General features: G+C 51.4%; 26 protein-coding genes and 1 other annotated feature. Of the genes, 4 read left to right on the forward strand and 22 right to left on the reverse strand.

The annotated features are described in order from the left end of the window. Window positions 1–15: 15 nt before the first annotated feature. From U8U68_RS08060 to U8U68_RS08080, 5 genes are all read right to left on the reverse strand, one after another. Entirely contained in the window at window positions 16–753 is a 738-nt protein-coding gene (locus U8U68_RS08060) for a PHP domain-containing protein (protein WP_322200317.1), read from the reverse strand. 6 nt (window positions 754–759) lie between these two features. Continuing rightward, complete coding sequence (locus tag U8U68_RS08065) at window positions 760–1,086, reverse strand: DRTGG domain-containing protein (RefSeq protein ID WP_322200367.1); 327 nt, start codon at window positions 1,084–1,086, stop codon at window positions 760–762. 190 nt (window positions 1,087–1,276) lie between these two features. Beyond that, on the reverse strand, window positions 1,277–2,602 hold the full coding sequence (locus tag U8U68_RS08070) for a [Fe-Fe] hydrogenase large subunit C-terminal domain-containing protein (RefSeq protein WP_322200318.1): 1,326 nt from the start codon (window positions 2,600–2,602) through the stop codon (window positions 1,277–1,279). Window positions 2,603–2,701: 99 nt separating this feature from the next. Further along, window positions 2,702–3,133, reverse strand: coding sequence for an ATP-binding protein (locus U8U68_RS08075; protein WP_322200319.1), 432 nt, complete (start codon window positions 3,131–3,133; stop codon window positions 2,702–2,704). Continuing rightward, window positions 3,130–3,480: a DRTGG domain-containing protein gene (locus U8U68_RS08080; protein ID WP_322200320.1), complete on the reverse strand. Its 351-nt coding sequence runs from the start codon at window positions 3,478–3,480 to the stop codon at window positions 3,130–3,132. Before U8U68_RS08080 ends, U8U68_RS08075 begins: the two co-directional genes overlap by 4 nt. 292 nt (window positions 3,481–3,772) lie before the next feature. On the opposite strand from U8U68_RS08080, the gene serC reads away from it, so the two are divergent. Genes serC through U8U68_RS08100 form a run of 4 tightly spaced genes read left to right on the forward strand, consistent with a single transcriptional unit; the run spans window position 3,773 to window position 6,879 of the window. After that, the gene (gene serC, locus U8U68_RS08085) at window positions 3,773–4,858 is read left to right on the forward strand and encodes a 3-phosphoserine/phosphohydroxythreonine transaminase (protein ID WP_322200321.1); all 1,086 of its coding nucleotides are present in this window, start codon (window positions 3,773–3,775) and stop codon (window positions 4,856–4,858) included. Continuing rightward, window positions 4,851–5,306, forward strand: coding sequence for a GNAT family N-acetyltransferase (locus tag U8U68_RS08090; RefSeq protein WP_322200322.1), 456 nt, complete (start codon window positions 4,851–4,853; stop codon window positions 5,304–5,306). The genes serC and U8U68_RS08090 overlap by 8 nt, the downstream gene beginning before the upstream one ends. A gap of 48 nt (window positions 5,307–5,354) precedes the next feature. Continuing rightward, window positions 5,355–6,566, forward strand: a complete 1,212-nt coding sequence (locus U8U68_RS08095) for a 3-phosphoglycerate dehydrogenase family protein (RefSeq protein WP_322200323.1) — start codon at window positions 5,355–5,357, stop codon at window positions 6,564–6,566. Beyond that, window positions 6,553–6,879: a nucleotide pyrophosphohydrolase gene (locus U8U68_RS08100; protein WP_322200324.1), complete on the forward strand. Its 327-nt coding sequence runs from the start codon at window positions 6,553–6,555 to the stop codon at window positions 6,877–6,879. Before U8U68_RS08095 ends, U8U68_RS08100 begins: the two co-directional genes overlap by 14 nt. A 58-nt stretch (window positions 6,880–6,937) precedes the next feature. On the opposite strand, the gene U8U68_RS08105 is transcribed toward U8U68_RS08100, so the two are convergent. The 17 genes from U8U68_RS08105 to tsaB form a co-directional block, all read right to left on the reverse strand. Beyond that, window positions 6,938–7,438, reverse strand: a complete 501-nt coding sequence (locus U8U68_RS08105) for an HD domain-containing protein (RefSeq protein WP_322200325.1) — start codon at window positions 7,436–7,438, stop codon at window positions 6,938–6,940. A gap of 14 nt (window positions 7,439–7,452) precedes the next feature. Next, on the reverse strand, window positions 7,453–8,673 hold the full coding sequence (gene tyrS / locus U8U68_RS08110; RefSeq protein WP_322200326.1) for a tyrosine--tRNA ligase: 1,221 nt from the start codon (window positions 8,671–8,673) through the stop codon (window positions 7,453–7,455). Window positions 8,674–8,692: 19 nt separating this feature from the next. Then, window positions 8,693–9,391 carry an HAD family hydrolase gene (locus tag U8U68_RS08115; protein ID WP_322200327.1) on the reverse strand — a complete coding sequence of 233 codons (699 nt, stop codon included), beginning with the start codon at window positions 9,389–9,391 and terminating at the stop codon, window positions 8,693–8,695. A gap of 12 nt (window positions 9,392–9,403) precedes the next feature. Then, complete coding sequence (locus U8U68_RS08120; protein ID WP_322200328.1) at window positions 9,404–9,859, reverse strand: GNAT family N-acetyltransferase; 456 nt, start codon at window positions 9,857–9,859, stop codon at window positions 9,404–9,406. 66 nt (window positions 9,860–9,925) lie between these two features. Next, window positions 9,926–10,165: a binding site (T-box leader), on the reverse strand. A 91-nt stretch (window positions 10,166–10,256) separates the two neighbouring features. Then, window positions 10,257–11,915, reverse strand: a complete 1,659-nt coding sequence (recN, locus tag U8U68_RS08125) for a DNA repair protein RecN (protein ID WP_322200329.1) — start codon at window positions 11,913–11,915, stop codon at window positions 10,257–10,259. A 19-nt stretch (window positions 11,916–11,934) separates the two neighbouring features. After that, entirely contained in the window at window positions 11,935–12,387 is a 453-nt protein-coding gene (gene argR, locus U8U68_RS08130; RefSeq protein WP_322200330.1) for an arginine repressor, read from the reverse strand. A 32-nt stretch (window positions 12,388–12,419) separates the two neighbouring features. After that, entirely contained in the window at window positions 12,420–13,253 is an 834-nt protein-coding gene (locus tag U8U68_RS08135) for an NAD(+)/NADH kinase (RefSeq protein ID WP_322200331.1), read from the reverse strand. After that, the gene (locus tag U8U68_RS08140) at window positions 13,250–13,663 is read right to left on the reverse strand and encodes a hypothetical protein (RefSeq protein WP_322200332.1); all 414 of its coding nucleotides are present in this window, start codon (window positions 13,661–13,663) and stop codon (window positions 13,250–13,252) included. Before U8U68_RS08140 ends, U8U68_RS08135 begins: the two co-directional genes overlap by 4 nt. Window positions 13,664–13,810: 147 nt before the next feature. Beyond that, window positions 13,811–14,620, reverse strand: a complete 810-nt coding sequence (locus U8U68_RS08145) for a TlyA family RNA methyltransferase (protein ID WP_322200333.1) — start codon at window positions 14,618–14,620, stop codon at window positions 13,811–13,813. Further along, the gene (gene dxs, locus U8U68_RS08150) at window positions 14,601–16,490 is read right to left on the reverse strand and encodes a 1-deoxy-D-xylulose-5-phosphate synthase (RefSeq protein ID WP_322200334.1); all 1,890 of its coding nucleotides are present in this window, start codon (window positions 16,488–16,490) and stop codon (window positions 14,601–14,603) included. Before dxs ends, U8U68_RS08145 begins: the two co-directional genes overlap by 20 nt. A gap of 78 nt (window positions 16,491–16,568) precedes the next feature. Then, window positions 16,569–17,429, reverse strand: coding sequence for a bifunctional methylenetetrahydrofolate dehydrogenase/methenyltetrahydrofolate cyclohydrolase FolD (gene folD / locus U8U68_RS08155; protein ID WP_322200335.1), 861 nt, complete (start codon window positions 17,427–17,429; stop codon window positions 16,569–16,571). Window positions 17,430–17,447: 18 nt separating this feature from the next. Beyond that, window positions 17,448–18,452, reverse strand: coding sequence for a prolipoprotein diacylglyceryl transferase (lgt, locus tag U8U68_RS08160; RefSeq protein ID WP_322200336.1), 1,005 nt, complete (start codon window positions 18,450–18,452; stop codon window positions 17,448–17,450). Between the two features lie 6 nt (window positions 18,453–18,458). Continuing rightward, the gene (yfmH, locus tag U8U68_RS08165) at window positions 18,459–19,745 is read right to left on the reverse strand and encodes an EF-P 5-aminopentanol modification-associated protein YfmH (protein WP_322200337.1); all 1,287 of its coding nucleotides are present in this window, start codon (window positions 19,743–19,745) and stop codon (window positions 18,459–18,461) included. Next, on the reverse strand, window positions 19,745–21,007 hold the full coding sequence (gene yfmF / locus U8U68_RS08170) for an EF-P 5-aminopentanol modification-associated protein YfmF (protein ID WP_322200338.1): 1,263 nt from the start codon (window positions 21,005–21,007) through the stop codon (window positions 19,745–19,747). The genes yfmH and yfmF overlap by 1 nt, the downstream gene beginning before the upstream one ends. A gap of 167 nt (window positions 21,008–21,174) precedes the next feature. Continuing rightward, entirely contained in the window at window positions 21,175–21,813 is a 639-nt protein-coding gene (upp, locus tag U8U68_RS08175) for a uracil phosphoribosyltransferase (RefSeq protein ID WP_322200339.1), read from the reverse strand. Window positions 21,814–21,836: 23 nt separating this feature from the next. After that, a complete protein-coding gene (rpiB, locus tag U8U68_RS08180) occupies window positions 21,837–22,289 on the reverse strand; it encodes a ribose 5-phosphate isomerase B (RefSeq protein ID WP_322200340.1) in 453 nt (150 codons plus the stop codon). A 2-nt stretch (window positions 22,290–22,291) separates the two neighbouring features. Beyond that, on the reverse strand, window positions 22,292–22,981 hold the full coding sequence (gene tsaB / locus U8U68_RS08185) for a tRNA (adenosine(37)-N6)-threonylcarbamoyltransferase complex dimerization subunit type 1 TsaB (RefSeq protein WP_322200341.1): 690 nt from the start codon (window positions 22,979–22,981) through the stop codon (window positions 22,292–22,294).

A 22,981-nucleotide genomic window follows, 5' to 3' on the forward strand; every position in this document is an offset into this window, starting at 1 on the left:
CGTTCTGCCTCTCACTTACATGCCAAGACCCGAAATTCCTTTTTGTAGTGCATGAATAACCGCCCGGGCAGTGGGCTCTTCAAGAGAAATCTTTAACGCCTGAGAAACCGCTAGGGTATCTAAATAATGGCTGTCTGAGTCCCGAACAATGCCCATGGCCTTCAGCTCTGGGTTGTGTTCCAGCAGCGCCGGCAAGTCTGCGTCCCGAGTGACCTCTGCTAGGGTATACCCTCCTTCCGGTGGGATGCTGCCTAGGGCAGCTATCACACTGTAGGAATCCCGGTCCACATGCGCAGGAAAGGCCGTACCGCCGTACTGTTCCGTCAGAGCCTTTACCTCATCCACCCCAATGAAAGAGGATACTAACAACAAATCCTCCAGGGTACTGGTAAGCTGGTCATCCTGGTCCAGAATGCGCTGCTCGCCGAAAATCTCCGCCTTGTTTTTGATATGGGGCATGTTATCATATATGTAGCGGTCGAAGTCCATAGCACCCTCTAAGGTCTCAAACAGGCAAACCACGTGGGCTTCCTCAGCCGTGCACAGTTCCATGCCAGGCAGAGCTAAAAGGCCAGCCTCCTCTGCCACCCGAAGCACGGCGGGGGCGTTTTTACAAGTATTGTGGTCCGTGATGCCTATAACCTGAAGCCCCGCCACCAAGGCCATGCCCACCAGATTGTTGGGAGTCATATCGTTGTCTCCGCAGGGCGACAGACAAGAATGAATATGAAAGTCATAAAAATAATCTTTCATGATGCTTTATTTTTGCGCCTCATAGACTTTTATAGCGGTTTGATAGAGATTTTCTGCACAGGCGTATACAGGAATTCCCTGCATATCCGCACGCTTTTGGGCATCTTGATCTAAAGCGGCATCCTCGCAGAGAACGATGCCTGCCACATCTGCTAAGGCAGCTACGGCAATAGCGTTTAGGTTGCCCATTACAGTAAGCCAAACGTTACCTGCCTGGGCCCGCCCCATAACCCAGCTGAGCAGGTCGCCGATATAGCAGCCATCCATCTTATTCTCTTGTCCATCCTCTCCGGCCAGCAGTTTCCAGCCCAGGGTTTCGGCCATTTCTTTCATTGTCAAATCATATCACCACTTTCTTAAATAATACACCAAATATCCAGGAAACGGTTTTTGTGTCTAAGGAAGCACTGATTAAATCTGGTGCGCAAATCGCGCTCTGACGGAAAAGATACAAGCGAGTTGCGTGCCAAGCCGTCAGGCGTGATTGATTCAGTGGTTCCCTAAATCTTAATAAGTCTTTTACCTACAGCTTTTTTGTTTCACTGGGCATCCAGCTAAGGCCCGCGTCCAGCTCAGACAGGGTGCTGGCTACTTTCTGCATCTGCTTGCGATAGATAAACACACAGTCTACCTTTTTGCTGACACCCTTTACCACATCCTCGGCAAAGGCACGGCAGGTGGGCGCGCCACAGGCACCGCAGTCCAGTCCAGGCAACTCCTCTTCAATGGCGTCGATCTCCACCATCATCCGCATGGCCTCTGAAAGGTCTGAGGACAGAGTCATCACATTGGAGAATTCCAGTTCACCCTCCCATTTCATCTCCTTGGGTACTGGGCCACCTGCCAAGTGATTTTGGGAGACCGGCAGATATTTGCGCAGCCGCTGAATTCGTGCTTTTGCCACGTAGGGATTTTCAACGCACAATACGCCCCCCACGCAGCCGCCAGAGCAGGCATTCAATTCGATAAAGTCCAAATCGCCGATGCGCTCGTCCTCCACCTCTTCCAGTACCCGTATGACATTCTCTATCCCGTCGGCAGCCAGGTATTTTTCATTCAGCAGGGCAGCGGCCTCTCCTCCGCTGGTAGACCAGCCCACACCAATGATGCCGGAATTGGCGATAGGCTCTACACTTTCCAAACGGTCCATGGTGTGGGAAAGTGTGGGAAACACCTCGCTGATGGAAATGGCTCCGTCCACCATAGATTTTTCCGTATCCAAAGGCATTTTGATGTCCGTGACTTTGGCCGGGCAGGGTGTGATAAAGAAACAGCCAATCTGCTCCATGGGCAGCTCAGTTTTCTCCGCAGCTTCTTTTTTAGCCATAGCGGCGGCGGTCTCCATGGGAGATTTCAGGGGCAGTACGTGTTCGCACAGATCAGGAAAACGCACCCGAATAAGCCGCACCACTGCGGGACAGGCCGAACTGATCACCGGCCTGGGCAGGGCCACGGCGTTTTCGGAATTATACATTATTTTGCGGGTAGCCTCGCTTACCAGCTCCGCTGCACGGCTCACTTCATAGACCTGGTCAAAACCCATCTTCTTCAAGCCAGTCAAGACATAATCAATGTCATCCAAATTATTAAACTGTCCATACAGAGAGGGGGCTGGCAGGGCGATAGTATATTGAAACTTGCCCAGGGCCTCTATATGGGTAAAACGGGCACGCTTGGCATGGTGGGGACAGATGCGGATGCACTCGCCGCAGTCAATACAGCGCTCGGGAGCAATGGAAGCCTTGCCTCCCCGAATACGGATGGCCTCAGTCGGGCAGCGCTTTACACAGTTCGTGCAGCCCACACACTTATCCTCATGTAATGTTACGGAATGGTAAAACTCAGTCATTGGATTCACCCCCCAGCGCTATGCTGGACCCGGACAGTAGAAGCAAATCCGGGAAATTTCGTTTGAATTCATCTTGGAACTTCATGATTTTTCTATCACTTATCCTTTTCGGCCTGGACGCACGGTCATTTTTACAGTGGTTCCCACGCCTACCGTGGAATCAATGGTCATTTCATCGGTGTACTTCTTCATGTTAGGCAGCCCCATGCCCGCCCCAAAGCCCAGCGCACGCACATTATCCGGGGCAGTGGACCAGCCAGCCTGCATGGCCTGCTCCACGTCTGCAATGCCCGGGCCCTGGTCGATAAGGGATATGTCCACCCGGTCAGGGTCCACATCAACTACAGCCTCTCCCCCGCCGCCATGAATTACCAAATTGATCTCGCCCTCGTACATGGCAATGGCCACCCGGCGGATGGCATCCGGTTCATAACCTAGCTTTTTAAGTTTATGTTTTACGTCGCCGCTGGCTTCCCCCGCCCGGGTGAAGTCGTCGCCGGGCACCTGATATTCCAGATGAAGCATGCTCATGAGATGTCGCAGCCTCCTCTCAAGCCGTTTTCAAACAGCAGCCCGCAGGCAGTAAACATACGGTAGGGCGAACTGAGCACGGTCATATCTTTCATTTCCGCCAGATCCAGCACCTGCTGGTTCACGGGCTTACCCCGCACAAAGATGATACAATGCATATCCATCATTTCGGCGGTACGCACCACCTGGGGGTTCATAAGCCCTGTGAGCAGTACAGACTGATCTTTCACAAAGGCTAATACATCACTCATCATATCGCTGCCACAGGCAGTTTTGACCTCCTGTTCCAAGTCGCCTTCTACTAGTACTTGGCACTTTAGAATGTCTATGATGTCTTTTACTCGCATAATCTTGCCTCCTGTATCTAGAAATTCACACCAAACGGTGCGGGGGACATGACGGAAAGAAGGAGCACAGCCACTTCTGCCTTCATACTCTCTGCTTAATATTATAACATAGTTCCCCTACAGAGTGCAAACATTATATGTAATTCGCCGCATTTTTCCTATATGAAGCCATTTGTATCGGTTTCACCTTGCATTTCGGCGTAAATGAAGATATAATTAAATAGCTTTACTCTTTAACAATTTAGCGGATGAAAGAATTTTATCAAAAAATTTCCCTTCTGGAGGTATTCTTATGTCACGTGTTTACAATTTCTCTGCCGGTCCCTCTATGCTGCCGGAGTCCGTGCTACAAAAAGCGGCTGCGGAAATGCTGGACTATCAGGGCAGTGGCCAGTCCGTGATGGAGATGTCCCACCGCTCCAAGGTATACGACGCCATCATTAAGGGTGCCGAGGCCGCCCTGCGGGAAGTAATGGGTATTCCGGATAACTATAAGGTGCTGTTCCTTCAGGGGGGCGCTTCCAGCCAGTTTGCCGCTGTGGCTATGAACCTGATGACCAGATCTCGCAAAGCAGACTATGTGCTCTCCGGCCAGTTCTCCACCAAGGCATTCCAGGAGGGAATGCGCTACGGTGACTGCAAAGCCGTGGCCTCCTCTAAAGAGGACAATTTCTGCCGCATCCCCACCTTGGACAAAAATGAATTCCGCCCAGATGCAGACTACTTTCATATCTGCATGAACAACACCATCTATGGCACCTATTGGCACCAACTGCCCGATACCGGCAGCGTTCCCCTGGTGGCGGACATATCCTCCTGCATCCTTAGCCGCCCTATTGACGTGAGCAAATTTGGCCTCCTCTATGCCGGTGCCCAAAAAAATGTAGCCCCAGCGGGTCTTACTATTGTGATCGTTCGGGAGGATCTGATCTGCGAGCCCCAAGAGGGTACTCCCACTATGTTCAACTATGGGGTCATGGCTAAGAATGAATCTATGTACAATACCCCGCCCTGCTGGTCCATCTACATCTGCAAGCTAGTGCTGGAATGGATTCGAGATGAAATTGGCGGACTGGAGGCTATGGAGGCTCGCAATGTACAAAAAGCCCAGACGTTGTATGATTTTCTGGATAACTCCAAGTTGTTCAGGGCCTGTGCCGAAAAGGACAGCCGTTCCATTATGAACGTGACCTTTGTCACCGGTGACCCGGACCTGGACGCCAAGTTTGTAAAGGAGAGCACTGCCGCTGGGTTTGTGAACTTGAAGGGCCACCGCAGTGTGGGCGGTATGCGGGCCTCTATTTACAACGCCATGCCTCCGGAAGGCATAGACAAACTGGTGGCCTTTATGGCGGAGTTTGAGAAAAACAATGGATAACGGACGTTTTTCCTTCCGGGAGATGGGCCCTGAGGATGCCGGGGCTGTAGTGCCCCTGGATATCGACTATTACAATGCCTGTGAGGGCGGCCAGTGGACGGAAGAAACCGCCGGGCGGCGCATCCGGCAGGTGCTGGGCATGGACGGCGGCTGGGGCCTGCTGCTGGAAGAGGACGGCCAGCCCGCCGGCTTTGTGATGGGCTATTTCAAGCCCTATGACGACCTGACCTCCTTTGTGTTGGAAGAGATCGTCATTTCCCGCGCCCGCCAGGGAAAGGGCCTGGGCACCCTGCTTTTAGCCGAGGTGGAACGCAGGGTCCAAGAGTTAGGCGCCTCAGGCGTGGAGCTTAGCGCGGTCAATGATGAAGTCCATCACCGTTTTTACAGCAGGGCCGGATATAGAGACGTGCAAAATTTTGTTCCGAAGGTCAAGTGGTTCTCTAGTTAGCTCGTGCACTTATTCTCTGTCTCTTTACTTTTAGAAAGGATGATTCCCATGCATAAAATTCTCTGCCTCAATAAGATCAGCCCTACTGGTACCAAACGTTTTGGAGAAAACTATACTTTTTCTCCGGAGATGAAAGATCCTGAGGGCATTCTGGTGCGCTCGGCCTCTATGCACGATATGGACTTCGCCCCTTCCTTGTTAGCCATTGCTCGGGCTGGAGCCGGCACCAATAATGTTCCGGTAGAGGAGTGCAACAAAAAGGGCATCGTGGTATTCAATACTCCTGGGGCAAATGCCAATGCTGTGAAAGAGCTGGTACTGTGTGCCCTCTTGCTTACCTCCCGAAAGATTGGCCCCTCTATGGACTGGGTAAAGACTCTAAAAGGCCAGGGTGCGGAGGTCGGCAAGCTGGTGGAAAAGGGTAAGGGCCAGTTCACCGGGCCGGAGATTCAAGGCAAAGCCCTGGGTGTGGTGGGCCTGGGGGCCATCGGCATTTTAGTGGCCAACGCCGCCCACAGCCTGGGCATGGAGGTCTACGGCTACGACCCCTTCCTGTCGGTAGATGCGGCCTGGCGGCTGTCCCGGTCGGTGCATCGCTCCCTGTCCCTAGATGAAATCTACCAGAACTGCGATTACATCACCTTGCACCTGCCCTTGACCCCCGAAACCAAGAATATGGTAAACCCAGGCATCCTGGAAAAAATGAAGGATGGGGTGCGTATTCTGAACTTTGCCCGAGGCGACCTGGTAGACAGCGCCGCGCTGCTGGCGGCCCTCTCGTCCGGCAAAGTAGCCGCCTACGCCACCGACTTCCCGGACGACAGCCTTATCGGTACGGAAAACGTGGTGGCCCTGCCCCACCTGGGCGCTTCCACCCCTGAGAGCGAGGACAACTGCGCCCAGATGGCTGTGGACCAGATGAAGGAGTACCTGGAGAACGGCAACATTATCAACTCGGTGAACCTGCCCAACCTGGTCCTGGCCCGGGAGCCCGGAACCCTCCGGCTGTGCGTCATTCATAAAAACGTGCCCGGGGCCATTGCCACCTTCACCTCGGTCTGCGGCAAAGAGGGCATCAACATCGAAAACATGCAGAGCAAGTCCCGGGGAGAGTACGCCTACACCATTCTGGACGTGACCAGCACTGCCGCCGGAGACGTGTCCCGGGCGGCCCAGTCGCTGGACAGCCTGGACGCCATTATCCGGGTGCGGGTCATTTGCCTAAACTCTGAAAGGATGAGCCACCATGAGCCACTTTGACTTTGAGGCCATGCAGGAGATTCAGCGGGAGCTTCAGGAAAAATATCAGGAGCGGTGGGGCGGCCTAAGCCCTGAAAAGGGCATACAGAAGCTGCTTTGGATGTTTTCCGAGGCAGGCGAGGTGGCGGATGCCATCAAAAAGACCTCCACCGAGGACCTACTGGCCGACACGCCCCAGCGCCGGCATTTTATAGAAGAAATGTGCGACGTGATGATGTACTTTAATGATCTGATGATCTGCTATCGTGTCAGCCCCCAGGAGTTGGAGGCAGTCTACCGAGAGAAGCACCAGCGAAACATGAAGCGCTGGTAAGCTTTCCTAAAAATCAAAAACGGAGCGGCCCTTGGGGGCTGCCCCGTTTTTTCTGCTATTATTCATCCGTCCTGGTATTCAAATAGAGGGAGTTCAACAGTTTTCGCCCCGCCTGGGTCCGAAATACCTTTTCCCGGAAAGACTCCACTGCCTGCTGGTTTTGACCCATCTCATGGGCATTGACCAGATAGTCCGCCTCCAGCAATATTTGACAGTCCAGGCCGTCCACATTGGCATAGGTATGGTGGCGGCAGACCAGCCGCACCACTCGCTCTATCATGGCCTCCGGCAGCGGGAATCGCGCCAAGAAGGGCCGCAGCACCGCTTCGCTTTCCTGCTCTTGCAAGTGCCCGGCAGCGGAGCCATACTTCTCCCGGCAGACCGGACAGGCAATGTCGTGCACAATAGCTGCCACCTCCAAGGTCTCCTGGTTCTCTTGGTCCAGCCCTTCCAGCAGTCCAATGGCTCTGGCATAGGCGTATACCTTCAAAAAGTGGGCCACGTCCTCTTGATTGCCTTGGGAATAGTCGATCATTCCACGGATAATTTGTCCCGTCATTCCCAAGCGCCCCCCTACAGCACTACCTTATGAAAGACCTTCTTACCTTTTTTGATAACCAGGCCTTCTTCCAGCTGGGCCTTTTCAAAGGAGGCCGCGATATCCCCTACCTTTTCGTCATTGACGGATACGCCGCCTTGCTGCACCAAACGTCGGGCCTCCCCCTTGGAGGGAGCCAAGCCGCTCTTAACCAGCAGATCTAAAATACCGGCCTTTTCATTAACCAGGTCCTCTTCTGTCAGCTGGGTGGTGGGCATATTTGCGGTACTGCCTCCCGCGCTGAATAGGGCCCGGGCGCCGTCTTGGGCCTTTTTTGCCTCTTCCGGGCCGTGGACCATCTCGGTGAGCTGGTAGGCCAAAATTTCCTTGGCCTGGTTTAGCTGGCTGCCCTCCCAGTGAGACATCTCGTCAATCTCCTCCAGAGGCAGGAAGGTGAGCATCCGAATAAACTTGACCACGTCCGCGTCCTCTACGTTCCGCCAGTACTGGTAGAAGTCGAAGGGCGAGGTCTTGTTGGGATCCAGCCAAACCGCATTTCCAGCGGTTTTACCCATCTTATTCCCCTGGGAATCGGTAAGCAAATTAATGGTCAGGGCGTGGGCGTCCTTTCCCAGCTTCCGGCGGATGAGCTCAGTACCTCCCAGCATATTGCTCCACTGGTCGTTACCACCGAACTGCATATTACAGCCATAATGCTGGAAAAGATAGTAAAAATCATAAGACTGCATGATCATATAGTTGAATTCCAAGAAACTTAGGCCTTTTTCCATGCGCTGCTTGTAGCAGTCGGCCCGCAACATGTTGTTTACAGAGAAGCAGGCCCCCACCTCCCGCAATAGATCTACATAGTTCAGGCCCAGCAGCCAATCCGCGTTGTTAAGCATTTGTGCCTTGCCCTCACCAAACTCAATGAAACGTTCCATTTGCCGCTTAAAGCAAGCGGCATTGTGATTGATGTCCTCCCGGCTCAGCATTTTACGCATGTCCGTACGGCCCGAGGGGTCCCCGATGGTGGTGGTTCCCCCGCCGATCAGCGCGATAGGACGATTCCCCGCTAGCTGTAGGCGCTTCATCAGGGTCAGGGTCATGAAATGTCCGGCAGTCAGGCTGTCGGCCGTACAGTCGTAACCAATGTAAAACACCGCATCGCCATTGTTAATCACATTGCGAATTTCGTCCTCATTGGTCACTTGGGCGATAAGTCCTCGGGCCACTAATTCTTCATAAAGCTGCATTTTATTCGTCCTTTCAAAATCAAATAATATCCAACAGTTCGTTAAGTGCGCTTACAGTATGTTCAGGCGCTCCGATGTATCCAGGTACTTGTATAAATTGGTTGACCGGCATCCAAACCACGTCCATATGCGCTTCATGAGCACAGAGTATATCAAAGGGATGATCACCCACATACACACAGTCATTAGAGGATACGCCAGCCTGGGCGCAAGCCAGCTTCAATATCTCAGGATCGGGTTTATAGAGGCTGACCTCTTCAGAGATGATGATAGGGGCAAAAAAGTGGGAAATCCCTTGCTCTTCCAATGCCTGCCGAATACCCGCATAATTGTTGCTGACGATCCCTAGTAATAGACCGCGTGCTTTCAGTTGGGTGAGCACCTTCATAGCGCCCGGGACTAAATAATAGGACTTCTCATAGCCCCGAGAGAAAATATCAGTCAGCTCACCGCCCACTAGGGCGCTTAGGTTCAGGGAATCACAATATATTTTTACCACATGCGCTAGATACTCGTCATCTGGCATACGAATCCCTGTTTCATTTTCTTTCTTGACCTGCTCACCTTGCCAAATCTCGCTGGCGGCATAGGCTCGTTCCACTGTCTCAAAATTAAGGCCTGGAATATGTCGGATGGCTGCCTCAAATACTTTTTCCTGAATACTAGGCTTTTTCAGCAGCAGTGTATTATCAATATCAAAGAAAACCGCTTGATACAAAATAATAGCCTCCTATCTCTTGCAAAAGTCGATTATATCCATTCCTGGCTTTATTTCGTATGATCCTCCGGTACGCCGGTATCCTAGGCTTTCATAAAAGCGGCACAGGCCGGGTTCCTGAAGAATAGTATCCAACTCCCAGCAAAATATGTCCGGGTATCGCTCCTCTAAAAGCCGCATAGCCCCGTGCCCTACTCCCCGCCCCTGGTATTCCGGCAGAACGCCAATAGGCGACACCCGGCCGGTCTTCTCCCACCGGCGGATGCCGGCAAAGCCCAGGATTTTGCCATCCTCTAAAATGAAGTAATAGTCCCTTTCACTGATTTTGCGCCGGATGGATTCCAGCGGCTCCATAGCCGGGTTAGTGTCATAGTCCTGGTACTTTTCCAACAAAGCCGCAAAGCACCGCCGCTGAATATCTAGCAGAGCGGCAGCGTCCCCGATCCACGCCGGCTTCAATTGAAGCACAAAATTCACCTCCACAGCCCAACACAAAACGCCCTCTGCAAAAGCGCCCCATTGGGCATACTTTTTACAGAGGGCGATAAAATCGCGGTACCACCTCAGTTTACTGGGACCTCACGGCCACAGCCTCTACGGGTACATCCATACCCTGACAAGTTAACGCCCGTCAAACGGCTTTCCCTACTATCAGATTCAAGAAAGCAACTCTGGAAGGTATTTTCGACCGCTACCATGCTCCCGCTTTCACCACCCGCGGGCTCTCTTTGCCATATAAAGCAGCGCCTACTTGCATTCCGTCATTGTCATTGGCAAACATTATAGACTATTTTTTACCGAATGTCAAGCCAATCGTCCACAAAAATTTCGCTGCCATCAGTCCAGGCAGGCTGCGGGGAGGTTCTCAGGCCTTTTTCAGCATTTCTCCCGCCATATCCAGTTGCAGCTGTGTTGCCTCTTCTCCACCGATGATCCGAGCTAGCTCCCGCTTTCGTCCCTCAAAGTCTAAGGGCTCCACCTGCGTATAGGTTCTCCCGGAAGAAATATGCTTGCTGATACGCAGATGATGGTCTGCCATAGCCGCGATCTGCGCCAGGTGGGTGATACACAGTACCTGGCGGTTTTGACTAACCTGCTTCAGCTTTTCGCCAATACGGTTGGCCGCTCCACCGCTGACGCCGGTATCCACCTCGTCAAAAATTAACGTGTCGATCTTATCCCGTCCAGAAAGCACTGTCTTAACCGCCAACATAATGCGGGAGAGCTCGCCGCCAGAGGCGATTTTGGACAAGGGCTTAGCTGGTTCTCCCTTGTTGGCCGAGACCAAAAATTGCAGCTTGTCACAGCCAGTCGGATTCAGAGGGACCCGCTGAATATCCGCCAGGAACTCTACCCCCGGCATATTCAAAAAGGCCAGCTCACTCTTCACCTGCTTGATAAACCGCTCTGCCGCCGCCCTGCGCTTAGTGGAGAGCTCCCGGGCCAAGCTAATGGCCACCTGCTTCTCCTGCTCAAACTTCCTCTGAAGCTCTTCCCGCTCTTCATCAGAGAACTCAATCTTCCGTAGGCTTTCTCGGCAGTTTTCCAAAAAAGCCAGCATCTCCTCCTCTGTCTCACCGTACTTCATCCCCAGCCGGTATAGTAAGTCTAGCCGGCTCTCAATGGCATCTAGAGCTGCTGGGTCAAACTCCACTGAGATATTCCGCAGGGCGCTGTCTGCATCCTCCAAAAGATACCCCGCCTCCCGCAACTTTTGCAGGGCTTCGTCTAGCTGGGGCTGGTAGCCAGCTGTCTGCTCCAGCTGATCTGCGGCTTGAGACAGGTCTGACAAGACGCCGCTACTCTCTTCATCTCCTGCCAACAGAGCTTTGACCAACTCCACGGCTGCCGATATTTTTTCACTGTTTCGGACAACTTCCCGATTTTGGGTTAGTTCCTCCCTCTCTCCAGGAACTAGATTAGCGCTTTCCAGCTCATTAATCTGGTAACGCAGCAGGTCTGCCTGACGGCTCTTTTCGCCCTCGTCCGTGTTCAACTCCTTCAGCCGCCGCTGTAGCCCCCGTACCCGACGGTAGCTGACCTGATATTTTTCTAAAAGCCCTTCTAATCGGCCAAAGCTGTCAATATAAGTCATGTGTATTTCTGGAGAAAGCAGCTCGTAGCTTTCATGTTGGCCATGGATGCCCACCAGCCGGGGCGCAATAGTTTTTAGCATAGAGACTGTGGCTGGCGCACCATTCAGCTTGCAGCTAGACTTCCCCTCCAGTTTGATGTCTCGCTGAATTAACAGGGAGCCATCCTCCTCTAAGGGAACGGAAAGCCCTTCCAGCTGCTGCAAGGCATCCTTTGAAAGCCCTGTAAACAAGGCGGACACGGACGCCGAAGCTGTGCCTGTGCGCACGAGTTCCCTTGAGGTACGCTCTCCCAGCACCGCATGAATCGCGTCAATGATAATTGACTTGCCCGCTCCAGTCTCACCAGTAAGCACTGTGAAGCCAGATTCCAAGTCGATGGAAGCCCGCTCAATGACAGCGATATTATTGATAAAAAGCTGCGCAAGCACACTAAAGCCTCCTTTTTATTTAGGTGGTAAACAGCCTTTTTAGCTCTTCCTGGGCGCTTTTCGCTGTGGCGTCGTTGCGGCACACCACAAAAATCGTATCCTCTCCTGCCAGAGTACCCACGAAATCTTTCCAATACATCGAGTCCATGGCAGCGCACACAGCCTGAGCCATCCCACTCTGACACTTGATTACCAGCATATTTTGCGCCGCCTCCACGGAAAGCACAGAATCGGCAAAAAGTGAAAAAAACTTAGAGGACATATCTGTTGCCGTATCGGTGCCTGCTGAATACTTATACTTTCCGCTGCTGCTTAGCGTTTTAACCAGCCGCAGTTCTTTAATATCCCGGGAAACAGTGGCCTGGGTCACGTCGTAGCCAGCCTCCCGCAAAAATCGAAGCAGCTCGTCCTGTGTCTCTAGGTCGTACTCCTTGATCAATTCCAGTATTTTAGCATGTCGTCGGGTTTTCATGACGCTCCCTTTCCGGCATATTTTGCCTAGCATTATTGATGTTCCAGAAGCTTATGATTCAGTGTATCATAAAAACTATTCTCTGTTAACCGGATAAACCGGGCGGACCGTAAGCTTTTTTCAAAGATAATCCTATCGTTCCCCTGCAGCTCTACCGGTTCTTCCCCATCTACCGTTAAAAAAAGGCGACCCCGGTTTTTGGGTATTTCCACCATTAGCCGGGTATCCGGGGCAAACACCACGCTGCGGTTAAAAAGTGAATGGGGACAGATGGGCGTATAGATCATGCAGTCTAGCGTAGGCTCTATTACCGGCCCTCCCGCCGAAAGAGAATATGCCGTAGAACCCGTAGGCGTGGCTATAATAAATCCATCTGCACGGTAAGCATACCCTAAGCCGCTACCTATGGCCATTCGGTACTCAATGATGGTGGAAAGTTCCGCTGAAACTACCGCATCGTTTAAAGCCTGAAAACTCTGCCGTCTTTCTCCAGAGACGAGTTCTACCTTAAGCATCATCCTACGTTCTTCCCGCCAATGTGCCTCTGCCAGCCGGGCCAGCAGTTGTATTTCCTCCCATTCCACACCAGCATTAAAGCCCAACTTGCCTGCGTTGACCCCCAAAACTGGCAAATCTAGCCCTGCGGCAGTTTTCGCAGCGCAGATAATGGTCCCATCGCCTCCCAAAGCTAGCAGTAGATCACAACCGCCGATTTGCTCCACTGCTTTCTGGCGCTGGGAACCCTTTTGGTACAGCCCAGTGATGAAAACGGTTTGGCATCCCGCCTTTCGCAAAACAGCAGCAGCCTTTTCCGCCCGGGCGGCAGCCTGCTTTTTTACCAGGTTGGGCGCAATGGCAATTTTCATGGCATGCCGTCCCCCTTTGTTCTATATTGATCCACCGGCCAATCACTCCACACCTGGACCTCAATATATCGTTCCGGGCCATAGGAGCCATCCGCATTCCATTCTTGAGGCAGCCCATATTTTTCAATCATCTCCAAAATTTCCTCATACGTATATATCTGATGTCTATACTCACGCCCATCATTGATCGTCGGGCTAAAGGTAGGCATTGAATCTCCATAGGTAAAGGAGAGGGTACGTAGGTCAAATTCCTCTATGGGAATCGCTACCATAGCGCTCTGCTCAAACCAGGTGCTTAGCCAGGGACTATGTTCCACCACCATATAATGTGGATTCTTTCGCTGAAGCACCCCACCCTTTTTCTTAAACTCCCGGCGGAGAATTTCCTCACAGTTCTGTCTGTATTCCACATACTGAGCGTGTCTTGCCGCGCACTGCGAATCCGGCCTCGCTATCTTCATATGTTCTAGAAGAATCTTTGCCTCCTCGATTGAGATCTCGGAAAGGCTATGAAAAGGGCCTGAACGATCATCAAAATAATGGTACAGATTCATTGCTTAACCCCTATCTAAACTTTTATGAGATTCCGCTACCACCTCTTGTGGATTATACACTCCTGGGGCTAGCTCTGTGGAAACAGCCTTTTCCAATAAAACTAAATACTCAATATTTCCCTCAGGCCCCTTTACTGGTGAAAAGTCCAGCGCCTTTACAGAAAAGCCATTTTCTAAAGCAAAGGACACAATTTTTTCTATTACCTCTACATGTACTGCTGGATCGCGCACCACACCTTTTTTGCCTACCTTTTCACGGCCTGCCTCGAATTGGGGCTTGATCAGGCAGACCCCCCGACCTTTTTCTGCCAACAGTTCCCGCAGAGCTGGCAAAATCAGCGTAAGGGAAATAAACGCCACATCCACCGAAAAGAACTCGATCATTTCCGGCACCTGTTCCGCTGTTAAATACCGGGCGTTGGTCCGTTCCAGGTTTACCACCCGGCTGTCGTTACGCAGCTGCCAGGCTAGCTGGCCATAACCAACGTCCACTGCGTAAACCTTAGCCGCGCCATTTTGAAGCATACAATCTGTAAAGCCCCCGGTAGAAGCACCTACATCCATACAAATAAGACCAGTCAAGTCTAGTTTAAACGCTGACATAGCCTTTTCCAGCTTTAGGCCTCCTCGGCTAACATACCGCTCTCCACCCCGCAGCAGAACCTTAGCCTCTTCTGGGTACAGATCGCCAGGCTTATCCGCTTTTTGATTCTCTACATAAACCTCTCCGGCCATGATCAACGCTTTAGCCTTTTCCCGGCTGGATGTCAGACCCCGCTCATATACCAACAGGTCAAGCCTCTTTTTTGCCAAATTCCACTTCCTCCTCCTGGCAGCACTCCATCACTACACGCTCCATGCCTTTGGCATTTAAACCTAGCTGTTCTAGGCTGCGAAACATGGGTGCATGCTCAATAAATGGCTGGTCAATCGCTTTTAACACATAGCGCCCGGTAAATCCCGCTTCCAGGAGCTGACAGCCAAAGTGCTCACCCACACCGCCCCGGCGGATGCCCTCCTCAAAGAAAAAGACTCTGTGGCAACGAGCAGCCTCTTCCACTGCCTCCTGGGCCATAGGAATAATACGGTTCAACTTTAACAGCTTGATTCGTTTTCCCCGTTTGCGCAGATATTCTACCGCCTCCGCAGCAAAAGAAAACATACGTCCATACGTCACCAGGCAAATGTCGCTCTCAGCTTCGCTATATATCGTAAATGCCTCAGTGGAACTGCGAAAGTTGTCGGGCTTATAGAGCTCCCTACCCCGAGGATAACGTATGGCGCACAGTCCCTGTCCCTTGTCCACCAAAAAGGTTAACTGGTCCCGCAGCTCACGAAAATAAGTGGGCGCATATAGGGTCACCCCTGGTACGGTCTGCAAAAAAGCTACGTCGAACACTCCCTGATGAGTCTTACCGTCTTCTCCCACCACCCCGGCCCGGTCAATGGCCAACAGTACCTTAACATTTTGCAGGGCCACGTCGTGAATCAATTGATCATAGGCCCGCTGAAGGAAGGTAGAATATACGGCGAATACCGGCAGCATCCCCCCCGCGGCCAGCCCACCGGCAAAGGTAGCCGCATGACCCTCGGCAATTCCCACGTCATAAAAACGGTTTCGAAAACGCTCCCGAAAGGTCGTTAAGCCGGTACCTTCCTGCATTGCCGCGGTGATAGCACAGATTTTTTCATTTTTTTCCGCCAATTTACACAGTGCCGTACCAAAAACTCCTGAAAAACTCCTAGGCTGCTCTCCGGTGTCTCCGGTATCTACATCAAAGCCGGAAAGCCCATGGTACAGAGTAGGCGACTGCTCTGCGTACTGGTAGCCTTTGCCTTTGTAGGTACGTACATGAATCAGCACCGGTTTTTTAATTAGCCTCGCTGCCTCAAAGGTCTCTGCTAGATCCTTAATGTTGTGTCCATCAAAAGGCCCGTAGTAGGCAAAGCCCAGATCACTGAAAATTGTAGAATTATATAATATTTTTTTTAAACTAGCCTTTATCCGGCGCATTCCCTGGGCAATGATCCTCCCTACTATGGGCAGACAGCTCAGCGCGTCCTCTACACTTCCCTTGGCCTTGATATAACCCGGCTTGGCCCGCATATAGGTTAGGTATCGGGCAATAGAGCCCACATTTCTGGAAATGGACATAGCGTTGTCATTTAGCACAACAATTAAATTCCGGTGCAGCTGTCCCGCGTTATTCAAGCCTTCAAAAGCCAAACCGCCGGTCAAGGCTCCATCTCCAATCACCGCCACTACATAGCCCGGAACCTCTCGGAGTTTGTTAGCCTCTGAAAGTCCAAGCGCTGCTGAAATGGAAGTACTGCTATGGCCGCTGGTAAAACGGTCGCAAACGCTCTCCTCTTTGCAGGGAAATCCAGAAATCCCCCCCTCTTTCCGTAGGGTGGAAAACTCTTTATAGCGGCCTGTCAGTAGCTTATATGGGTAGCTTTGGTGGCCTACATCCCACACAATTGCATCCGAAAGCGGCGAAAAAGCCAGCCCCAGTGCCACAGTCAACTCCACCACACCCAAATTGGATGCCAAATGTCCCCCGTTGTCTGAGACCGTCTCGATAATTACAGACCGCATCTCCTCACACAGTTGGTCCAACTGTGTAAGGTCCAGCGCCCGCAGATCCTCGGTAGACTGTATCTTTTCCAACAAATTTTCCATAAAACCGCCTCATTCCCAAAGCCACGGCAGCTTTTGCCCGGGAGCTTCCCGTTTATTTCTACTTCTCCGCTACTGTGCTCAAAGGTCTTTTACACCATTTTGCAGCTTTGCGGCAGCTACCGTATTCTTCATTAGCATGGCAATAGTCATAGGACCTACGCCGCCCGGAACAGGGGTGATAAAGGCCGCGCGTTTTTCTGCCTCACAAAAATCTACGTCGCCGCACAGTTTCCCGTCCATGTTCCGGTTCATGCCCACATCGACAACCACTGCCCCTGGCTTCACCATATCGCCGGTAACCAGACCTGCTTTTCCTACAGCAGCTACTAGAATGTCCGCGTCCCGGCAGATCTCCGCCAGATTCTGGGTCCTGCTATGGCAAATGGTCACAGTGCCGTGGTTATGGAGCAACAACATGGCCATAGGTTTTCCCACAATGTCGCTGCGGCCTATGACCACGCAGTTCTTTCCAGCAATCTCCACCCCTGTGGAACGGATCAGTTCAATAACTCCAGCTGGAGTGCACGGCAAAAATACATACCGCCCTTGCATGATCTTTCCTACATTATAGGCATGGAAAGCATCTACATCTTTTTGAGGATCAATGGTCTCCACCAAAGCCGCCTCGTCTAGCCCCTTGGGCAAGGGGGACTGTACGAGAATACCGCTGATCTCTCTGCGACCGTTCAATTCTCGAACCAGGTCTAACAACTCCTCCTGGGTGGCACCAGCAGGCAGCGCGTACTCCTCCGAATAAATCCCCACAGTCTGACAGGCTTTTTTCTTATTGTTTACATAAATGCGGGAGGCTGGGTCATCACCCACAATGACCACTGCTAGGCCTGGAACGATCCCCTGGGCCTTTAGTACTTCCACTTCCTGTGCCACCTGGGCCTTTACCTGTGCGGACACCGCCTTACCGTCAATGATTTGTGCCAATATCGTTTCCTCCCTGTATCATTCGGTTTCTTCTTTCTCGGTTATTTCTTCTTTAACCGGCTTCTCCTCGGCTTCCTTATCTTTGCCACCCAGTTCTTCAGCTATTGTCTGTTCTTCCTCCTCAAAAGGCGGCAAATCCCCAAAAATAGTACTGGCTTGGGGCTGGCTCTCCTCCTTGGAAAGGCCCATCGACTCCATCACATGCTGGTTCCCACAGCCAGAAAGGGTATTCTTATGGCGGAATACTACCAGCAGTACAACGCCTATCACCACGCACAAAGCCGCCACCAACTGAGACACCCGCAAACTCCCCAGCATTAGGCTGTCTGTGCGGGTTCCCTCAATGAAAAATCGTACCGCTCCGTACCAAACAATATACAACAAGAAAGTCTGGCCATCGTACTGTCGGAATTTTCGGGTGAAAATATGCAGCAGCACAAAGCCCAGTAGACAAAGTAACGACTCATACAAAAAACAGGGGTGTACAGGCCCTTCTGGTACTACTCGCTGAGTATTATTGCTAATCATTCCCCAGGGCAGCGTGGTAGCTTCTCCAAAGCATTCCTGGTTCACAAAATTGCCCCAACGGCCTACGCCCTGGCCAATGAGAAACCCCAGCGAGGCCAGGTCCAGCACCGCAGGTACCCGCAGACCCCGCCATTTGGCCACCAGGCCCCCAAACACCATGGCTCCAATAAATCCGCCATAGATGGCAATCCCCCCATCGTGGATATATAAAATCTGAATGGGGTCGTTCCAGTACTTGTCGCCAGTATAAAAGAGCACATAATACAATCGCGCGCATATAATGCCCCCCACCGTACCGGCCAGCACTGCGTCAATCAACCGATCCATATCAATATTCATTTTTCGAACGCTACGCCAAGCATAGATAATGGCCAAAAGGTAGCCCAAGGCAATGAGCACTCCGTACCAACGAATGTCATAGTTCCCAATAGAAAAGGCCACCTCATTCACTGTAAAGGTCAACCCCAGTCCGGGAAACTCCACCACATGGGTCATCTGGTATCAGTCCTTTCTTTCATTCAGCGGCAAAACCACCGAGCACACGCTTTTTTCGTCATCTAGCAGCTCCAACTTTTTCTCTACCTGGTCTAGAGACAGCTCCGCCAAGGCATCAATATAGGCAAATAGTTCCAAGCCGCTAAAGGTTAGATCCGTAATCCAGTCGGCAATCTCTATCGGGTTATTCAGGGCGGAAACACTTTCTCCATAGAGACTTCTTTTTGCCCGTTCAAAAGCATCCTCTGGAATCCCCTGGGCCTTCAACCGTGCCACTTCCGCCTGAATAAAAGCGACGGCAGCCTCTGGATCCCGAGATTCTCCGCTAAACATCAGGGTCGCGTACCCACTCCCCTCAAAGTATTGATAGCTAAAACTGGCCTCATTGACCAAGCCGCTATCCAGCAACTGGCGGAACAAGGGAGAAGCATCGGAAGCAATTACTTCCAGGAGAACTCCCACCGCAGCCAAGTCCGCTTCTGTGCGCTGTGCTGTACTGGTATCCTTATAGCCAAACTGAAAAACCGGCATAGCCACAGAAAGTCTCTGTTTAATCTGGGCTTTCACCACGGAACAAGGCTCGTTTGGAAGCACTCTCTTTACATGGACAGGCCGCTGGAGCTTTAGCATCTTGTCACACAATTCTAGAACCCTCTCCACTTCAAACCGGCCGACTAGCACCAATATCATATTATTTAAACTATAAAAAGTATCATAACAGCGGTACAAATATTCTGGAGTAATTTGGGCGATACTTTCCACAGTCCCTGCCGCGTCGTTACGCACTGGGTGGCAATGATACATTGCCTGCAAATAATTAAAAAACACCCGCCAGCCTGGCTGATCGTCATACATCTTTATTTCCTGGCCAATAATCCCCTGTTCCTTTGCCACAGTCTCCACTGTAAAGTAGGGAGACTGTACAAAGTCCAGCAATATTTCCAAAGATTCGTACAGCTTATCAGTGCAGGTAAACACATAACAAGTGGACTCAAATCCAGTGTAGGCATTCGCACTGGCTCCTGTCTCAGCATATCGGGCAAAGGCATCTTGGTCCTCGCTTTCAAAGAGTTTATGCTCCAAATAATGAGCAATTCCATCTGGCACCGTTTCCGGTGAAGTGGTGTCGCTACGCTGAAAACAGCTGTCAATGGATCCGTACTTTGTTCCAAACACAGCCCGGGTCGTGCTGCCGCTCTCTTTGGGGTAGAGATAAATTTCCAGTCCAGAAGAATGTTGTCCTTTATAGTAGAAATCGCCCATCCGCCGGCTCATAATTTTTTGAAGCTCCATCAACAAGCACCATTCCCTTTCAGCCTGTATATTACTGCCTGCTTCAGTTGGTTGGCGGCTTCTGTCACCTGGCCGACTGTATATCCAGCAATCTTCTCCATCGCCTGTTTAGGGCTCAGATCTTCCTGGTCAAAGGCCCGGCTTAAATACCAATTCTCCACCTTATGCAGCGAGTCTGTTACTCCCCGCAAGGAGTTAAAAATATACCCCTTCGCGTACTCCAGTTCTTTGTCCGTAATCTGGCCCTTTTGCATAGTATGCACCTGCTCCATCACTGCGGTCTCTACCCGGTCCAGATTTTCGGTCTCCACACCGCTCTCTATAAACAACGCACCGCTACTCCAGGAAAAACTCGAATCACAATAATAGCATAAGCCTTGTTTTTCTCTTACATTCTGGAACAACTTCGAGCTAGTGGGCTCTCCCAGCACCGCACTGACCAGATGGAACAGCAATGCCTCTTCCGGTCTGGCCTGCACCCGGAAAGCCAAGGACAACTTAGACTGGGACACTGGCTGTTCTTCTGTCACCCTGTGGATTTTTTCTGGCTCTTTATAAGGGGCCGCACTCAAAATATGGGCTCTACCTAGTCCAGAAAAGGTTTGGCAGAACGCCGCTACATCTGGCTGGCAATCACCCAAAGTGAAAATTTCAAATCTCGCACTGTGGAGGACCTCCTCCCAGGCAGCAGAAAGCTCTTCTCTTTTCAGCGCCGCAATGTCCTCCCGGCTTCCCAGTCGTTCTACCCCAGCCCGCTGTCCCTCAAAAAGAATCTGGTGGCAACGCTGGTGGGTATAGAGCATTTTATCGCTGAATTCCGTGTCCTTTTGCTCCAACTGCTGCCGTTTTTCCTGGTCAAAGCCATCCTGAGGAAAGAGTCCCCCAGCATCCTTAAGCGGGTCTAAAATCACAGAAAACAGCAGCTGGGAAAGTTCCGCAAACATATCTTCGCCGCCAAAGGCATAGCGGCTGGCAATGCCTCCCGCAGAGATAGTCAGCACCTGGTATTCACCCAGCTTTTGTACTCCAGATCCCAAAGAAGCGCCATACAGCTGGGCCAACTTGCAGCCAAGCGAAGTATAATCTGGATAATTTCTGGAAGCCCTGCTCACTAGAGAAGGCAGTAAGGCATACTTTGCCGCTGTTAACTTAGAAATTGGTAAGAGCATGTTCACAGAAATTCGCATCGTTTTGAATTTCGAATCCGTAAAGCTTCTAAGCTTAACAGCATCGCTGAGCTGATAGGTTTTTATTTCACTCATTATAACACTCCTAGGTGCGAAGTTGGAATGTCTATACATAATCTTATCTAGTATACCATATTTTTCTTCAATGGGGAAGCCCCAGCAAACAAGCTGAAACAGCCAGCGGTAAAAGGGGATCCACCGTTTAGAGCCATTTTGCCAAACATTTACACGATGAACATTCCTTAAATTGTGCCGAAAATACGGTCTCCAGCATCCCCCAGCCCTGGTAGGATATAGCCATTTTCATTCAGCCGTTCATCTACCGCCGCACAATAGATGTGTACGTCTGGGTGCGCCTTGGTGAGCACGTCCAAGCCCTCGGGAGCAGCAATGATGCACAGAAACTTGATGCTTTTAGGCCGACTACGCTTGACAATGGAAATAGCGTCCATAGCCGAGCCTCCTGTGGCCAGCATGGGGTCTAATACGATCACGTCCCGTTCTGTAATATCTTGGGGAAGCTTATTATAGTACTCCACCGGCTTTAAGGTATCATGATCCCGGTACAGGCCAATATGCCCGACCTTTGCAGACGGCACCAGATTCAGCATACCGTCCACCATCCCTAGACCCGCCCGCAAAATGGGAACAAAAGCTAGTTTACGTCCAGCAATTATTTTAGTGGTAGTTTTTTGCATGGGGGTTTCACATTCCACCTCCATCAAGGGCAGGTCACGGGTTGCTTCATAACACATCAAATTGGCAATCTCGCTAACCAGGGCTCGAAACTCCTTTGTCCCGGTATTTTTATTACGCAAAAAAGTCAGCTTATGCTGAATCAGCGGATGATCCATAACAAAAATATTTTTATGGTCCTGCATGACAAATCCTCCTAAATAAAAACTTATTCGATCAGTTCACCACGCTCAATTTTTTCAATCTGCTCTACCCGGCGTCCATGACGTCCCCCTTCAAACTGGGCGTTCAGATAGGCTTCTAAAATCCGTAAAGCATTCTCCTTGTCAACCACTTTACCGCCCATGCAGAGAATATTAGAATTATTGTCGTTCCGAGTTAGCTGGGCGCAAAGCTCATTGGTACACACTGAGGCCCGAATACCCTTTACCTTATTAGCGGCAATGGAAATACCGATGCCTGTGGAGCAAGTTAACACCCCCAAATCCGCTTTGCCCTTTGCCACTGCATTCGCTACTTTCACAGCTACCAGCGGATAGTCCACCGACTGGGCACTAAAAGTACCAAAATCCTCATATTCGATCTTATGCTCTTCTAAATAGCCCCGCACGGCCTCCTTAAGGTCATACCCACCGTGGTCGCAGCCTATGGCAATTTTCATATTTATTTAGCCTCTTTTCGCTTTTTTAGTTCTCGTTCTGCTTGGGGTAACCGTAGATAACTGGGCAACAGCTTTCCAGCAGCCACGCCAGGCCGGCCAGCTGCCAAAAGTGCCACGCTGCCAGCCCGCTGGTACCGCAGGTTTTCCGGGGCCAACCGGGCGCCCCAGACAGCAAATTCTCTGTGGCAAAGCTCAGCCCCGTCCCCAAAAAGCACTAATTGTTCTCTATATTTTTGACATTCCCGGCCCAACGCCTCTATGGAAATAGCCCGATCTTCTGTCAGTCGGGTCAAGTCCCCATTCTTGCTCTGGAAAATTGCGTTATATACCTGCCCGCAACGGGCATCCATCACGGCGCACACCACACAGCCATCCCACAACCTGCTCGGATAAGCAATGGCCTCCAGTGTGGAAATTCCACAACAGGGAACATTGTTGGGCAAGGCCAGCCCCTTTACACACGATACACCAATGCGCACCCCGGTAAACGAACCCGGCCCGTTGGTCACAGCCATTTGCCCAAAGTCTCCACATGTAAGGCCTAAATTTTTCAACAATGCTTCTACCATAGGCAGCAGAGTCTGGCTGTGGGTCTGCTTTGTATTGACAAAAAACTCCCCCAGCAGCTTTCCATCCTCTGCCACCGCCGCCGAGGCCGCCCCCGCTGAAGATTCAATTCCTAAAATCAGCAT

The organism is Acutalibacter intestini (assembly GCF_034334985.1).
GTDB lineage: Bacteria > Bacillota > Clostridia > Oscillospirales > Acutalibacteraceae > Acutalibacter > Acutalibacter intestini.